At 65.7% G+C, this 13,245-nt stretch carries 13 protein-coding genes and 1 pseudogene; 6 read left to right on the forward strand and 8 right to left on the reverse strand.

Features of this window, described 5'->3' with window-relative positions; all coding sequences use genetic code 11:
- Positions 1 to 202: 202 nt before the first annotated feature.
- From NJF35_RS06375 to NJF35_RS06385, 3 genes are all read right to left on the reverse strand, one after another.
- Positions 203 to 631 (reverse strand): organic hydroperoxide resistance protein, encoded by a 429-nt coding sequence (locus NJF35_RS06375; RefSeq protein WP_225787108.1) that lies wholly within the window; start codon positions 629 to 631, stop codon positions 203 to 205.
- Between the two features lie 131 nt (positions 632 to 762).
- Entirely contained in the window at positions 763 to 1,218 is a 456-nt protein-coding gene (locus NJF35_RS06380; protein WP_225787107.1) for a MarR family winged helix-turn-helix transcriptional regulator, read from the reverse strand.
- Between the two features lie 57 nt (positions 1,219 to 1,275).
- A complete protein-coding gene (locus NJF35_RS06385) occupies positions 1,276 to 2,229 on the reverse strand; it encodes a LysR family transcriptional regulator (RefSeq protein WP_225787106.1) in 954 nt (317 codons plus the stop codon).
- Between the two features lie 112 nt (positions 2,230 to 2,341).
- Between NJF35_RS06385 and NJF35_RS06390 the strand changes: the two genes are divergently transcribed.
- Entirely contained in the window at positions 2,342 to 3,091 is a 750-nt protein-coding gene (locus tag NJF35_RS06390; protein ID WP_253090857.1) for a sulfite exporter TauE/SafE family protein, read from the forward strand.
- A gap of 28 nt (positions 3,092 to 3,119) precedes the next feature.
- On the opposite strand, the gene NJF35_RS06395 is transcribed toward NJF35_RS06390, so the two are convergent.
- Positions 3,120 to 3,974: a LysR substrate-binding domain-containing protein gene (locus tag NJF35_RS06395; RefSeq protein ID WP_225787104.1), complete on the reverse strand. Its 855-nt coding sequence runs from the start codon at positions 3,972 to 3,974 to the stop codon at positions 3,120 to 3,122.
- A 96-nt stretch (positions 3,975 to 4,070) separates the two neighbouring features.
- Here NJF35_RS06395 and NJF35_RS06400 point away from each other — a divergent pair, with 96 nt between their 5' ends.
- Positions 4,071 to 4,292 (forward strand): DUF1127 domain-containing protein, encoded by a 222-nt coding sequence (locus NJF35_RS06400; RefSeq protein WP_225787103.1) that lies wholly within the window; start codon positions 4,071 to 4,073, stop codon positions 4,290 to 4,292.
- Between the two features lie 61 nt (positions 4,293 to 4,353).
- On the opposite strand, the gene NJF35_RS06405 is transcribed toward NJF35_RS06400, so the two are convergent.
- Positions 4,354 to 5,700: a class II 3-deoxy-7-phosphoheptulonate synthase gene (locus NJF35_RS06405; RefSeq protein ID WP_225787102.1), complete on the reverse strand. Its 1,347-nt coding sequence runs from the start codon at positions 5,698 to 5,700 to the stop codon at positions 4,354 to 4,356.
- A 114-nt stretch (positions 5,701 to 5,814) separates the two neighbouring features.
- Between NJF35_RS06405 and NJF35_RS06410 the strand changes: the two genes are divergently transcribed.
- Positions 5,815 to 6,570: a spermidine synthase gene (locus NJF35_RS06410; protein ID WP_225787101.1), complete on the forward strand. Its 756-nt coding sequence runs from the start codon at positions 5,815 to 5,817 to the stop codon at positions 6,568 to 6,570.
- A 282-nt stretch (positions 6,571 to 6,852) separates the two neighbouring features.
- Positions 6,853 to 8,545 (forward strand): annotated as a pseudogene (locus tag NJF35_RS06415) (DEAD/DEAH box helicase).
- A 104-nt stretch (positions 8,546 to 8,649) separates the two neighbouring features.
- Here NJF35_RS06415 and NJF35_RS06420 read toward each other — a convergent pair.
- Complete coding sequence (locus NJF35_RS06420; RefSeq protein ID WP_253090858.1) at positions 8,650 to 9,417, reverse strand: DODA-type extradiol aromatic ring-opening family dioxygenase; 768 nt, start codon at positions 9,415 to 9,417, stop codon at positions 8,650 to 8,652.
- A 101-nt stretch (positions 9,418 to 9,518) separates the two neighbouring features.
- Between NJF35_RS06420 and NJF35_RS06425 the strand changes: the two genes are divergently transcribed.
- Entirely contained in the window at positions 9,519 to 10,169 is a 651-nt protein-coding gene (locus NJF35_RS06425; protein ID WP_225787099.1) for a thiopurine S-methyltransferase, read from the forward strand.
- An 80-nt stretch (positions 10,170 to 10,249) separates the two neighbouring features.
- Here the strand turns inward: NJF35_RS06425 and htpX are convergent, their stop codons facing one another.
- Entirely contained in the window at positions 10,250 to 11,137 is an 888-nt protein-coding gene (gene htpX / locus NJF35_RS06430) for a protease HtpX (RefSeq protein WP_225787098.1), read from the reverse strand.
- A gap of 332 nt (positions 11,138 to 11,469) precedes the next feature.
- Positions 11,470 to 12,681, reverse strand: a complete 1,212-nt coding sequence (locus NJF35_RS06435; RefSeq protein ID WP_225787097.1) for a pyridoxal phosphate-dependent aminotransferase — start codon at positions 12,679 to 12,681, stop codon at positions 11,470 to 11,472.
- A gap of 164 nt (positions 12,682 to 12,845) precedes the next feature.
- Here NJF35_RS06435 and msrB point away from each other — a divergent pair, with 164 nt between their 5' ends.
- A complete protein-coding gene (gene msrB / locus NJF35_RS06440; RefSeq protein ID WP_253080452.1) occupies positions 12,846 to 13,241 on the forward strand; it encodes a peptide-methionine (R)-S-oxide reductase MsrB in 396 nt (131 codons plus the stop codon).
- The last annotated feature ends 4 nt before the right edge of the window (positions 13,242 to 13,245 follow it).

Consider the following 13,245-nt stretch of genomic DNA (forward strand, 5'->3'; position numbering starts at 1 on the left):
GGCAAGCCGGCTCCCACATTGTCCGTGCAAACCGCATCATATGTGGTCGCCGCGGTCCCTGTGGGAGCCGGCTTGCCGGCGATGGGCTGCAAGGTAGCCCCAAAAATGACAAAGCGCCGCTTGACTGACTGACATTAGGCCTCGGCCGGGTTTTTCGTGCGCGTGGTATCGGTGTTCGGGGCTTTGCGGGCAAGCCCGCCCCTCAGACCGTCACATGCAGCCGCACGTCGACGTTGTTGCGGGTGGCGTTGGAGTACGGGCAGACCTGGTGCGCCTTTTCCACCAAATCTTCGGCATCCGCCTGGGCCAGCCCTGGCAGGTTGATGTGCAGGTCGATGTCGAGGCCGAAACCACCTGGGATCTGGCCGATGCCGACCTTGGCGGTGATCGAGCTGTCTGCCGGCAATGGCTGCTTCTGCTGGCCGGCGACGAATTTCAGTGCGCCGATGAAGCAGGCCGAGTAGCCGGCGGCGAACATCTGCTCGGGGTTGGTGCCTTCACCGCCTGCGCCACCGAGTTCCTTGGGGGTGCTCAGCTTGACGTCCAGCTTGCCGTCGCTGGAGCGCGATGTGCCGTCGCGACCGCCGGTGGAAGTGGCTTCTGCGATGTACAGTGGAGTGACCTTTTGCATCTTGAGCCTCGCTTGTGTGCTGTGCGCCATGGCGCGGGGGTGGGTACGGGATTTAAATTATCGCGCAATTATTTTGCGCGCAAGATAAATCGTTCACCGTTCATCCGAACGGCCACTTCACAGCATAGCCCTCAGAGGTTCTTTTGCAGGCTGGCGCGCAGCTCCAGCAGGTCGGCCTGTAGCTGCTGCAGCTGTTCCACGCTGCGGCCGCTGGCTTGCAGGATGCAGTGCGGCACGCGCTTGGCGTCTTCCTGCAGGGCTCGCCCCTTGTCGGTCAACTGCACCAGCACCACCCGTTCGTCCTCGCGGCTACGGGTGCGCTTGAGCAGGCCTTCGCTCTCCAGGCGCTTGAGCAGGGGCGTGAGCGAGCCGGGGTCGGTGAGCAGGCGCTGACTGATCTCGCCCACGGTCAGGCCGTCCTGCTCCCAGAGCACGAGCATGGCCAGGTACTGCGGGTAGGTCAGGCCGAGCGCTTGCAGCAGCGGCTTGTAGACCTTGGTCATCAGCAACGAGGTGGAGTGCAGGGCGAAGCAGACCTGGTTGTCCAGCAGCAGCTCGTCGCAGGGGGCTTGGGTGTTGGCGTTCATGCAGGTCCTTGGATTGGGTCAGGTAAGAATCTAGCACGCTGATGGTTAGCGCGTTCATCATCCACGCAGTTCGCTGCGCAGGGCCAGGTCCCAGGGGGGCACCGGGCTGAAACGGCTCTTGAGGAATTCGAGCAGCAAGCGGCTGCGAGAGTTCGTTTCATGTGCAAGGCGCAGCGCATAGATGCCGCTGCTTTCCGCCGCCGGCAGGCCGCCGTCGCAGAACAGCGGCAGCAGGTCACCCCGCACCAGGTAGTCGCTGATCAGCCAGGTGGGCAGGTGGGCGATACCAAGCCCGGCCAGTGCGCCGAACAACAGGGTCTCAGCATTGTTGGCGGTCATGCGCATGCGCGACGGGCGGTACAGGCGCGTCTGGCCGTTCACCACGAAGCGCCAGGCGAACGGTGGTGCCAGGCCGTCCCAGTCCAGGCCATCGTGTTGCGGCAGCTCGCTCGGGCAGGCCGGCACGCCACGGCTGGCCAGGTAGGCGGGGCTGGCGCAGGCGATGCGCACCATGTAGGCCAAGGGGGTGGCGACCAGGCGAGTATCGGCCAGGGGGCCGGCGCGCAGCACCAGGTCCACTTCGCCGAGGTGGCTGCCGTGCAGGTCGACGAAGCTGTCGATCAGGCGCAGTTGCACGTCCAGCCCCGGGTAGGCCACCAGGAAGTCGGCGATGGCGGGCGCCAGGTGGCGGCGACCGAAGGCGGCGGGCGCGTCGATGCGGATCAGGCCTTCCGGCGCGTTGCTCAACGACACCGCCTCGGCGCGGGCCAGGCGCAGTTCCTCGACGATACGCCGGGCCCGTTCGGCGAAGGCCGTGCCTGCCGGTGTGGCGCGCACGGCGTGGGTGCTGCGCGTGAACAGGCGGCTGCCTACGGCCTGCTCCAGGTTGTCGATACGCCGCGCCACGGCCGAGGGGGTCAGTGGATGGCGGCGGGCGGCGGCGGAGAAGCTGCCGGTTTCCAGGACGTCGAGGAACAGGCTCAGTTGTTCGGTAAGGGCATCGGGGCTCATGGCTGCTCTGCTTGTGCGAAATACGCAAAGCCATTTTGCGCTGCTATGCGTTTCCCCGCCAGCCCCGACTCGCTAGCATGCGCCCATTGGCAAACAGGCGGATGAGGCGCTGATGATCGAGTGGTTGATGTACGTGGTCCTGGGGGCCTTCCTGGGCACGATGGGAGGCTTGTTCGGCATTGGCGGCGGGCTGATCGCCATCCCGGTGCTGGGCGTGCTGTTCGGCCTCGACCAGCAGTTGGCCCAGGGCACGGCCTTGGTGATGGTGGTGCCGAACGTGCTGTTGGCATTGTGGCGCTATCACCAGCGTAATCGCATCGAGTTGCGTCATGCATTGCCGCTGGCGGTGTGCAGCTTCCTGTTCGCCTGGCTGGGGTCGACCTGGGCGGTGGGTATCGATGCCCAGTCCATGCGCCTGGGCTTCGTCGGTTTCCTGGTCGCGCTGGCGGTGTGGAACGTGACGCGCATGTTCCTGCCGCTGGCGCCACCGAGCAGCGAGCTGCGCTACCCCTGGCCGTGGCTGGGTGTGCTGGGCGGTTTCGCCGGCACCATGGGCGGCCTGTTCGGCGTGGGTGGGGCGGTGGTCGCCACGCCGATCCTCACCAGCGTGTTCGGCACCACCCAGGTAGTGGCGCAAGGGCTGTCCCTGGCCCTGGCCGCGCCCAGCACCCTGGTGACGCTGGTGACCTATGGCGTGCACCACAGCGTTGCCTGGCCGGTGGGCATACCGCTGGCGGTGGGCGGCCTGCTCAGCATCAGCTGGGGCGTGCGGCTGGCCCATGCCCTGCCGGAGAAGGTCTTGCGCTCGCTGTTCTGCCTGTTCCTGGTGCTCTGTGCGGTGATGCTGGGGGTGGAGGGGTGAAGCGGCAAGCTCCCAGCTTGCCGCTGGTTCAGGGCGCAAACCCTTCGATGATGTAGCCGGCCATGCAGTCGGTGATCGGCGACTGGTGTTGGGTGTTGCGCAGCAGCATGACGTTGGCCAGGGGTAGCTGTGGCAGGCCTTCGTTCTCGCCGAGGATGCGCAGGTTGCCGCTGATCAGGCTTTGCAGTTGCGCGGTGACCGCAAGGCCGGCCGTGACGATGGCGAACAGCGCCGCCAGGCTCGGGCTGGTGTAGGCGATGCGGTAGTCGACGCCCTGGGCCTGCAGGGCATTGCACGCCCAGGCGCGGCAGAAGCAGTCGCTGTTGAACAAGGCCAGCGGTATCGGGCGCTGCTCCTGGGGGCAGAAGCCCTCGGCTGCCGCCCAGACCAGGCGCTCTTGGCGCAGCAACTCGCCGATCTCGTTGCCGGGCTCGCGGGTGACGATGGTCAGGTCCAGGTCCTGGCGCAGCATCAGTTGCTTCGACGAGTCGCAATGCACCTCCACCTGGATCAGCGGGTAGGCCTGGGCGAAGCTCGACAGGATCGTCGGCAGGAAGCGCATGGCGTAGTCGTCCGGGGTGCCGATGCGCACCACGCCGACCATGTGCGGCATGCGCAGGGTGTTGAACACCTCGCCCTGCAGCTTGAGGATGCGCCGGGCATAGCCGAGCAGCACCTGGCCCTCGGCGGTCAGGCGCACCTGGCGGCCGTCGCGCTCGAACAGCTGGCGCTGCAGGATGTCTTCCTCCAGGCGTTTCATCTGCATGCTCACGGCGGATTGGGTGCGGTTGACCACCTCGCCGGCGCGGGTGAAACCGCCTTGCTCGGCGATGGCGACGAAGGTGCGCAGCACGTCCGAATCCAGGCTCTGGTACTGGGACATTGCATCAATCTCCGAGATGCATGGCATCAGAAACATTCGTTGGATTGATCTTAGGCCTGGCAGGAGACTGAAGCCATCTACACGGAGGGCTTCGCGATGAAAGGTCAAATCACCACCCTGTATGGCAAACCGTCCTTTTCCTTCGTGGGGGTAGGGCGTGGGCTGCTGGCGCGGATTGCCCGCTGGCACCAGCTGTATCGCCAGCGGCGCGAGCTGGCCAGCCTGAGCGATGCGACGCTGGAGGACCTGGGGTTGAGCCGGGCGGATATCCTGCGGGAATCTGAGCGGCCGTTCTGGGATGATCCGTTGCGCAAGTGAGGATAGGGGGCATTGCCCCAATGCCTGTCAGTTAGACGGCATTGGGGTGCGAAGCGGCCCCTTAGCGGCGCACCTGCTTGAGCGTCTCGGCGATCAGGAAGGCCAGCTCCAGCGACTGGTCCGCATTCAGCCGTGGATCGCAATGGGTGTGGTAGCGGTCGGACAACCCATCCTCGGTGATCGGCCGGGCGCCGCCGATGCACTCGGTGACGTTCTGCCCGGTCATCTCGATATGAATCCCCCCAGCATGGCTGCCTTCGGCCTGGTGCACCTGGAAGAATTGCCGGACCTCGTCGAGGATCTGCGCGAAATCCCGGGTCTTGTAGCCGCTGCTGGCCTTGATGGTATTGCCGTGCATCGGGTCTGAGCTCCACAGCACCTTGCGCCCCTCGCGCTCGACGGTGCGGATCAACCCCGGCAGGTGCTCGCCGACCTTGCCGGCGCCCATGCGCACGATCAGGTTGAGGCGGCCCGGGTCGTTGTCCGGGTTGAGGATGTCGATCAGGCGGATCAGCTCGTCCGGGTCCATGCTCGGGCCGACCTTGACCCCGATCGGATTGTGCACCCCCCGCAGGAACTCCACGTGCGCGCCGTCCAGCTGGCGGGTGCGGTCGCCGATCCACAGCATGTGCGCCGAGCAGTCGTAGTCGTCGCCGGTCAGGCTGTCGCGGCGCACGAAGGCTTCCTCGTAGTTGAGCAGCAGCGCTTCGTGGGCGGTGAAGAAGCTGGTCTCGCGCAGTTGCGGTGCGCCGTCCAGGCCGCAGGCGCGCATGAACGCCAGGGTCTCGTCGATACGGCCAGCCAACTGGTGGTATTTCTCGGCCAGGGCCGAGTTGGCGATGAAGTCCAGGTTCCACTTGTGCACCTGGTGCAGGTCGGCGAAACCGCCCTGGGCGAAGGCGCGCAGCAGGTTGAGGCTGGCGGTGGCCTGGTGGTAGGCCTGCAGCAGCCGCTCCGGGTCCGGCACGCGGCTGTGCTCGTCGAAGCCGATGCCGTTGACGATGTCGCCACGGTAGGCGGGCAGGGTCACCTGGCCGATGGTCTCGTCGCCCGAGGAGCGCGGCTTGGCGAACTGGCCGGCCATGCGCCCGACCTTGACCACCGGGCAGCCGGCGGCGAAGGTCATGACGATGGCCATCTGCAGCAGCACCTTGAAGGTGTCGCGGATCTTCGCCGCGGAGAACTCGGCGAAGCTCTCGGCGCAGTCGCCGCCTTGCAGCAGGAACGCCCGGCCTTCGGTGACCTCGGCGAACTGCCGGCGCAGCTCACGGGCCTCGCCGGCGAACACCAGCGGCGGGTAGCTCGCCAGGGTCTGCTCGACCTTGAGCAGGTGCGCGGCGTCGGGGTAGGTCGGTTGCTGCTGGATCGGCAGGGTGCGCCAGCTGTCGGGGCTCCAGGGTCGGTTCATCACGGGCTCGATATCGTGGGTAGGCTGCCTGTCATGGTATCAGCTGGCGCTGCGCTTGTTGCACCGAGGGCATTGACGGACAATGCGCGTTTTGCATGGGGCAGGTGGCGAGCAATGACGACGGAGCGGGAAGAGCGGCTGCTGGCCCGGGTCGAGGATGCCTTCGGCGTCATCAGCGTGTACGAGGTGGAGGACTATCGCTTCCTCGAGTTCGGCGACGCCATCGAGCAGAGCTGCACCTTCACCGCCGACCCGAGCTGGCTGGAATACGACTACACCCGCGCCATGCTGGTCGGCGCGCTGTGCCACGGGCAGCCGGAGAGCGCGCTGTTCCTGGGCCTTGGCGCCGGTACCCTGACCCAGGCCTGTCTGAAGTTCCTGCCCCTGGAAGATGTCGAGGCGATCGAGCTGCGCCCGGATGTGCCGCGCCTGGCCATGGAGTTCATGGGCTTGGACGATGACCCGCGCCTGTACGTGCGGGTGGGCGATGCCATCGAGTTGCTGCCCAGCGCGGAGAAGGCCGACCTGATCTTCGTCGACCTCTACACCGACCATGGGCCGGGTGTCGGCCACCTGGCCTGGGGTTTTTTGGAGAACTGCCAGAGGCAGCTCAACCCGGGCGGCTGGCTGGTGATCAACCAATGGGCCGGCGACGACGGCAAGCCGCTCGGCGCGGCATTGCTGCGCGGGTTGTACCACCGGCACTACTGGGAGCTGCCGGTGAAGGAGGGCAACGTGATCCTGCTGGTGCCGGCGGACCTGGAGCAGGCGGTGGACCTTGATGGTATCCGTGCCCGTGCCGAGGCGCTGGCGCCGCGCCTGGGGTATTCGCTGGATTACCTGATCCGGGAAATCCGGCCTGCGACCTGACGGGCAGGGAAACGATTCAGCCTGTGCGGGCAGGTGGCCGAATGCTGGCCTGTGCCCTTGAAAAAAATCTAACGGCCCGGCGCGAATTCGGGTATAGTACGCGCCGGTCTTTTAGCGGACCCTAAAATCAGGTGGTGCAAATCCTCCGAGTCCAGCTTCGGCTGCGCGTCCGCTAGGCGGACCTCCCCAAGACGTTCCTTTTTCAATCGTTTTCGCAAATCCCCGCCGCCAAAGCTGCCTGGGTGACCCTCGGGTCTTTCAAGGCATGTGCAGCTTTGGAGCATGGGTCTTTGCGGATGCACCTAGAGGCAGACCCATGACCCAGGAAACCGGCGGATTCGCCGCTCTCGATCTTCATCCGAACATCGTTGCCGCCGTGCTGGCTACCGGCTATGAAGAGCCATCGGCCATCCAGCAACAATCGATCCCGATCATCCTCGCCGGTCACGACATGATCGGCCAGGCGCAGACCGGCACCGGCAAGACCGCTGCCTTCGCCCTGCCGATCCTCAACCGCATCGATGTGAGCAAGCGCGAACCGCAAGCCCTGATCCTGGCGCCGACCCGTGAGTTGGCGCTGCAAGTAGCCACCGCCTTCGAAACCTACGCCAAGCAGATGCCGGGCGTGAACGTGGTGGCCGTGTATGGTGGTGCCCCGATGGGCCCACAGCTGCGTGCCATTCGCAACGGCGCGCAGATCGTCGTGGCCACCCCGGGCCGCCTGTGCGACCACCTGCGCCGCGACGAGAAAGTCCTCTCCACCGTCCAGTACCTGGTGCTCGACGAAGCCGACGAGATGCTCAAGCTCGGCTTCATGGACGACCTCGAAGTGATCTTCGACGCCATCCCCGCGTCGCGCCAGACCGTGCTGTTCTCCGCCACCCTGCCATCGTCGATCCGTTCGATCGCCGAGCGTCACCTGCGCGAGCCGAAGCACGTCAAGATCCAGAGCAAGACCCAGACCGTCACCGCGATCGACCAGGCCCACCTGATGGTCCACGCCGACCAGAAGATCCCGGCCGTGCTGCGTCTGCTGGAAGTGGAGGAGTTCGACGCGCTGATCGCCTTCGTGCGCACCAAGCAGGCCACCCTGGACCTGGCTGCCGCGCTGGAAGCCAAGGGCTACAAGGCCGCTGCGCTGAACGGCGACATCGCCCAGAACCAGCGTGAGCGGGTGATCGACTCGCTCAAGGATGGCCGCCTGGATATCGTCGTCGCCACCGACGTCGCCGCCCGAGGCCTGGACGTACCGCGCATCACCCACGTGTTCAACGTCGACATGCCGTACGACCCGGAGTCCTACGTCCACCGTATCGGCCGTACCGGCCGTGCCGGTCGCGATGGCCGCGCGCTGCTGCTGGTCACCCCGCGTGAGCGGCGCATGCTGCAGGTCATCGAGCGTGTGACCGGGCAGAAGGTCGCCGAAGCCCGCCTGCCGAACCCGCAGGCCGTGCTCGATGCGCGTATCAAGAAGCTGACCGCGAGCCTGGCGCCGCTGGTGGCCGAATCGGAAGCCAGCCATGGCGAGCTGTTCGACCGCCTGACCGCCGACCTCGGCTGCACCCCGCGTGCCCTGGCCGCGGCCCTGCTGCGCAAGGCCACCAACGGCCAGGCGCTGGACCTGGCCTCGGTGGAGCGCGAGCAGCCGCTGGTGCCGACCTACACCCCGCGTGAGCGTGGTGAGCGCAGCGAGCGTGGCGACCGCGAGCGTCGTGCGCCGATGCCGCTGCCGGAAGGCCGCGTGCGTTGCCGTACCGCCCTGGGGGCCCGTGACGGCATCGCCGCCAAGAACCTGCTGGGCGCGATCCTCAACGAAGGTGGCCTGGCCCGCGATGCCATCGGCCGCATCCAGGTGCGCGACAGCTTCAGCCTGATCGAGCTGCCCGAGGAAGGCCTGGAGCGCCTGCTGTCCAAGCTCAAGGACACCCGCGTGGCCGGCAAGCAGCTGAAGCTGCGCCGCTACCGCGAGGATTGATCCTGGCGCAATGAAAAAATCCCCGGCTCAGGCTGGGGATTTTTTTGTCTGCTCGGTAGGGGCAAGCGTTAATGCTGGGGCCGCTGCACTGTCGCAGCAGGCCTTCAGCCGAACCGATAGATATCCATCCCCAGCGCCCCCAGGGTGAAGCCCTGGTGCACCAGGCCGAACGTGCCGCCAGCCCCGAGGGCGAAGAACAGCGGCAGCAGGTGTTCGTCGCTGGGATGGTTGCGCTCCGCGAACGGTGCCTGCCGCCGATAGTCGAGCAGCGCCGCCTGGTCATCCTCGCCCAACCGCTCGACCACCCAATCACGGAACGCCAGCGCCCAGGGCTCGACGGCATCCGGCCCGGCATGCCAGTCCAGCTCGCCCAGGTTGTGGGTGATGCTGCCGGAGCCGACCAGCAGGATGCCTTCCCCGCGCAATGCCGAAAGCGCCCGGCCAACCCGCAGTTGCAACGCCGGGCCGAGCTGGCTGGGCAGCGATACCTGGATCACCGGGATGCTGGCGTCCGGGTACATCAGCGACAGCGGCACCCAGGCACCATGGTCGAACGGCCGCTCAGGGTCGAGCTGGGCGGGCAGGCCGGCAGCTTCCAGCCGCTCACTGACCTGCCGGGCCAGCAAGGGATCGCCCGGGGCAGGGTATTGCACGGCATACAACGCTGCGGGGAAGCCACGGAAATCGTGCCAGGTCTGTGGTCGTGCATGGCCTGTCACCCGTAGCGCCTGGCTTTCCCAGTGCGCCGAGACCACGACGATCGCCTTCGGCCGTGGCAGGGCGTTGGCCAGCGCGGCCAGGGCCGGTCCGCTGGCACCGGGTTGCAGGGCGAGCATGGGCGATCCGTGGGAAATGAACAGGCTGGGCAGCATGGTGTGCTCCTGGCGGTTAAGATGAGGTCATCTTCGATCAGATACCGATCGAGATCCAATATAAGTTTTCCGGGTATTTCATCGAAAAAGCGGGAGGGAACATGGAGCCAGCGTTCTGGCACAAGCGGTGGGCAGACAACCAGATCGGCTTCCACCAGGCGCAGGTCAATTCCTGCCTGCAGGCCCACTGGCCCGTGCTGGGGCTGGCGCCGGGCAGTCGCGTGCTGGTGCCGCTGTGCGGCAAGACCCTGGACCTGGCCTGGCTAGCCGGCCAGGGGCACCGGGTGCTGGGCGTGGAGCTGTCGCGGCGGGCGGTGGAGGCGTTTTTCCATGAGCATGGCCTGACGCCGGAAATCAGGGGGCAGGGGGATTTCGAAGCCTGGCGCAGCGGCGATGTGGAGCTGTGGTGCGGGGATTTCTTCGCCTTGCGGGCCGAGGACCTGGCCGACTGCGTCGGTGTGTATGACCGCGCGGCCTTGATTGCACTGCCGCCGAGCATGCGTGAGCGCTACATGGCGTTGCTGTCGGCGCTGTTGCCGGCTGCCTGCAAGGGGCTGTTGGTGACGCTCGACTATGACCAGGCGCGGCTCGACGGGCCGCCGTTTTCCGTAGCGGATGATGAAGTGCGGCGAGGGTTCGCGGGGTGGCGAGTGGAACTGCTGGATGAGCAGGAGGTGCTCCGGGACAGCCCGAAGTTCATCCAGGCTGGAGTGCCGAGCCTGGTCGAGCGGGCCTACCTGTTGCAGCGGTGAGGGGGCATCTTGGGGCGCGAAGCGGCCCCAGTTCGCAAGAAAAAGGGCGACCGAAGTCGCCCTTTTTTGTTCCAGCCGGATCAACCGCGACGGCGCAGGGCCTCGATACGGTCTTCCAGCGGCGGGTGGCTCATCAGCAGGCCGGCCAGGCCGTGCTTGAGGCCGCCGTTGATGCCGAACGCCTTCAGGGTGTCGGGCATGTGCACCGGCATGCCTTGTTCCACGCGCAGGCGCTGCAGTGCGCCGATCATCGCGCCGGTGCCGGCCAGCTGGGCGCCGGCTTCGTCGGCGCGGTACTCGCGGCGGCGCGAGAACCACATGACGATGATGCTGGCGAGGATGCCCAGGACCAGCTCGGCGACGATGGTCGCCACGTAGTAGGCAATGCCCTGGCCTTCTTCATTCTTGAAGATGACCTTGTCGACGAAGTTGCCGATGATGCGCGCGAAGAACATCACGAAGGTGTTCACCACGCCCTGCACCAGCGCCAGGGTGACCATGTCGCCGTTGGCCACGTGGCCGATCTCGTGGGCCAGCACGGCACGCACTTCATCGGGCGAGAAGCGCTCGAGCAGGCCTTGGGACACCGCCACCAGGGCATCGTTGCGGTTCCAGCCGGTGGCGAAGGCATTGGCCTCGTAGGCCGGGAAGATACCCACCTCGGGCATCTTGATGCCGGCCTCGCGGGATAGCTCCTCGACGGTCTGCAGCAGCCACTGTTCATGGCGCGTGCGCGGCTGGGTGATGATCTGGGTGCCGGTGGTCATCTTGGCCATCCACTTGGAGATGAACAGCGAGACCAGGGAGCCGGCGAAACCGAACACGGCGCAGAAGACCAGCAGTTGGTTGAGATTGAGGTCAACCCCGTTGGCCGCCATGAACCCGTTGAAGCCGAACAGGCTCAGGGTAATGCTTGCAACCAGCACCACCGCGAGGTTGGTGGCTACAAACAACAAGATGCGCATCATGGTTGTTACGTTCTCCTGACGGACGAAAATGTCGCTTACTGCGGGCTATATAAGGGGCGGGTCCCGGCGATTCAACCGGTTGACTATTTCAAACTGTGTACCGGGGAGTATGACAGAGGATTCTGAGAAGCCTCGAAGATAGAGCGTTGCAGGATGTAAGGGATATCCCATCCGGACGGGTGCAAGCGGGGACGCTGCGCGCTCCATTCGCGGCGCGCCGGTGTGCAGCCCCCACATGGCCCTGCAAGCCGCACCATTTGTGATCGACTCGGACCCTGTGGGAGCCGGCTTGCCGGCGATGGGCTGCACCGCAGCCCCCATGGCACTCGAACTTACTGCTGATAGCTACGCAGGAAATTGCCGATCCGCCCGATCGCCTGCTCCAGGTCATCCACCCGTGGCAAGGTGACCACGCGGAAGTGGTCCGGCCACGGCCAGTTGAACGCCGTGCCCTGGACGATCAGCAGTTTCTCCGAGAGCAGCAGGTCGAGGACGAACTTCTCGTCGTTGTGGATCGGGCAGACCTTCGGGTCGATCTTCGCAAACGCGTACAGCGCGCCCATCGGTTTGACGCAGCTCACCCCGGGGATGGCGTTGAGCAATTCGTAGGTGCGGTTGCGCTGCTCGAGCAGGCGGCCCGGCGGCAGCACCAGGTCGTTGATGCTCTGGTAGCCGCCCAGGGCGGTCTGGATCGCGTGCTGCGCTGGCACGTTGGCGCACAGGCGCATATTGGCCAGCATGTCGATGCCTTCGATGTAGCCCTGGGCATGCTGCTTGGGCCCGGAGATGATCAGCCAGCCGGAGCGGAAGCCCGCCACCCGGTACGACTTGGACAGGCCGTTGAAGGTCAGGCACAGCAGGTCCGGGGCCAGCGAGGCGGTGCTGATGTGCACGGCTTCGTCGTAGAGGATCTTGTCGTAGATCTCGTCGGAGAACACCACCAGGTTGTGCTGGCGCGCCAGCTCCAGCATGCCCAGCAGCAGTTCGCGCGAATACACGGCGCCAGTCGGGTTGTTCGGGTTGATGATCACCAGGGCCCTGGTGTTCGGGGTGATCTTGGCCTTGATGTCTTCAAGGTCGGGGAACCAGTCGGCCTGCTCGTCGCACAGGTAGTGCACCGGCTTGCCGCCGGCCAGGCTCACGGCGGCGGTCCACAGTGGGTAGTCCGGCGCCGGGATCAGCACTTCGTCGCCATTGTTGAGCAGCGCTTGCATCGACATCACGATCAGTTCGGAGACGCCGTTGCCCAGGTAGATGTCCTCGATGCCGACACCTTCGATCTGCTTCTGCTGGCAGTACTGCATGACCGCCTTGCGCGCGCTGAACAGGCCCTTGGAGTCGCTGTAGCCCTGGGCGGTGGGCAGGTTGCGGATCACGTCCTGGAGGATCTCGTCCGGCGCCTCGAAACCAAAGGGCGCCGGGTTGCCGATGTTCAGCTTGAGGATGCGATGGCCTTCCTCTTCCAGGCGTTTGGCGTGCTTGAGCACTGGGCCGCGAATGTCGTAGCAGACATTGGCGAGCTTGTTCGATTTGCTGAACTGCATGATGTGATCCCGATTGAGAAGTCGCGGCGCGCCGCCGTCAAAAGGTTTGAAAAGGGCGAGGCGCGTGCCAGACTGGCTGGCACAACAAGCCGACTAATATACGTGCCACCGGCGCCATAAATAAAGACGGCGCACGGTGAAATTCAGCCTGCCGAGGTTCACCCATGCAAAAGATCGAGAAAACCCTGGAGCAGTGGCGCGAGATGCTCGATCCCGCCCAGTACCAGGTGTGTCGCCTGAAGGGCACCGAACGGCCGTTCAGCGGCAAGTACAACAGCGAGCGCCGCGACGGCATCTACCATTGCATCTGCTGCGATCTGCCGCTGTTCGACTCACGCACCAAGTTCGACGCCGGCTGCGGTTGGCCGAGCTTCTACGAGCCGATCGAGGAGGGCGCGATGATCGAGGTACGCGACACCTCCCACGGCATGATCCGTACCGAGGTCACCTGCGCCCGTTGCGATGCCCACCTGGGCCACGTGTTTCCCGACGGCCCGCCACCGACCGGCCTGCGCTACTGCATCAACTCGGTGTGCCTGGACCTCAAGCCGCGTGACTGACCGG

The sequence above is a fragment of the Pseudomonas guariconensis genome, from assembly GCF_024127895.1.
Classification (GTDB): Bacteria; Pseudomonadota; Gammaproteobacteria; order Pseudomonadales; family Pseudomonadaceae; genus Aquipseudomonas; species Aquipseudomonas guariconensis_B.

What these genes read in the sequence shown, in the direction of transcription:
- NJF35_RS06425 (WP_225787099.1), top strand. Translation starts at nt 9,519, where the DNA reads ATGGAGCCAGCGTTCTGGCACAAGCGGTGGGCAGACAACCAGATCGGC.
- NJF35_RS06390 (WP_253090857.1), top strand. Translation starts at nt 2,342, where the DNA reads ATGATCGAGTGGTTGATGTACGTGGTCCTGGGGGCCTTCCTGGGCACG.
- NJF35_RS06395 (WP_225787104.1), bottom strand. Translation starts at nt 3,974, where the DNA reads ATGTCCCAGTACCAGAGCCTGGATTCGGACGTGCTGCGCACCTTCGTC.
- NJF35_RS06400 (WP_225787103.1), top strand. Translation starts at nt 4,071, where the DNA reads ATGAAAGGTCAAATCACCACCCTGTATGGCAAACCGTCCTTTTCCTTC.
- NJF35_RS06380 (WP_225787107.1), bottom strand. Translation starts at nt 1,218, where the DNA reads ATGAACGCCAACACCCAAGCCCCCTGCGACGAGCTGCTGCTGGACAAC.
- NJF35_RS06435 (WP_225787097.1), bottom strand. Translation starts at nt 12,681, where the DNA reads ATGCAGTTCAGCAAATCGAACAAGCTCGCCAATGTCTGCTACGACATT.
- NJF35_RS06420 (WP_253090858.1), bottom strand. Translation starts at nt 9,417, where the DNA reads ATGCTGCCCAGCCTGTTCATTTCCCACGGATCGCCCATGCTCGCCCTG.
- msrB (WP_253080452.1), top strand. Translation starts at nt 12,846, where the DNA reads ATGCAAAAGATCGAGAAAACCCTGGAGCAGTGGCGCGAGATGCTCGAT.
- NJF35_RS06375 (WP_225787108.1), bottom strand. Translation starts at nt 631, where the DNA reads ATGCAAAAGGTCACTCCACTGTACATCGCAGAAGCCACTTCCACCGGC.
- NJF35_RS06410 (WP_225787101.1), top strand. Translation starts at nt 5,815, where the DNA reads ATGACGACGGAGCGGGAAGAGCGGCTGCTGGCCCGGGTCGAGGATGCC.
- htpX (WP_225787098.1), bottom strand. Translation starts at nt 11,137, where the DNA reads ATGATGCGCATCTTGTTGTTTGTAGCCACCAACCTCGCGGTGGTGCTG.
- NJF35_RS06385 (WP_225787106.1), bottom strand. Translation starts at nt 2,229, where the DNA reads ATGAGCCCCGATGCCCTTACCGAACAACTGAGCCTGTTCCTCGACGTC.
- NJF35_RS06405 (WP_225787102.1), bottom strand. Translation starts at nt 5,700, where the DNA reads ATGAACCGACCCTGGAGCCCCGACAGCTGGCGCACCCTGCCGATCCAG.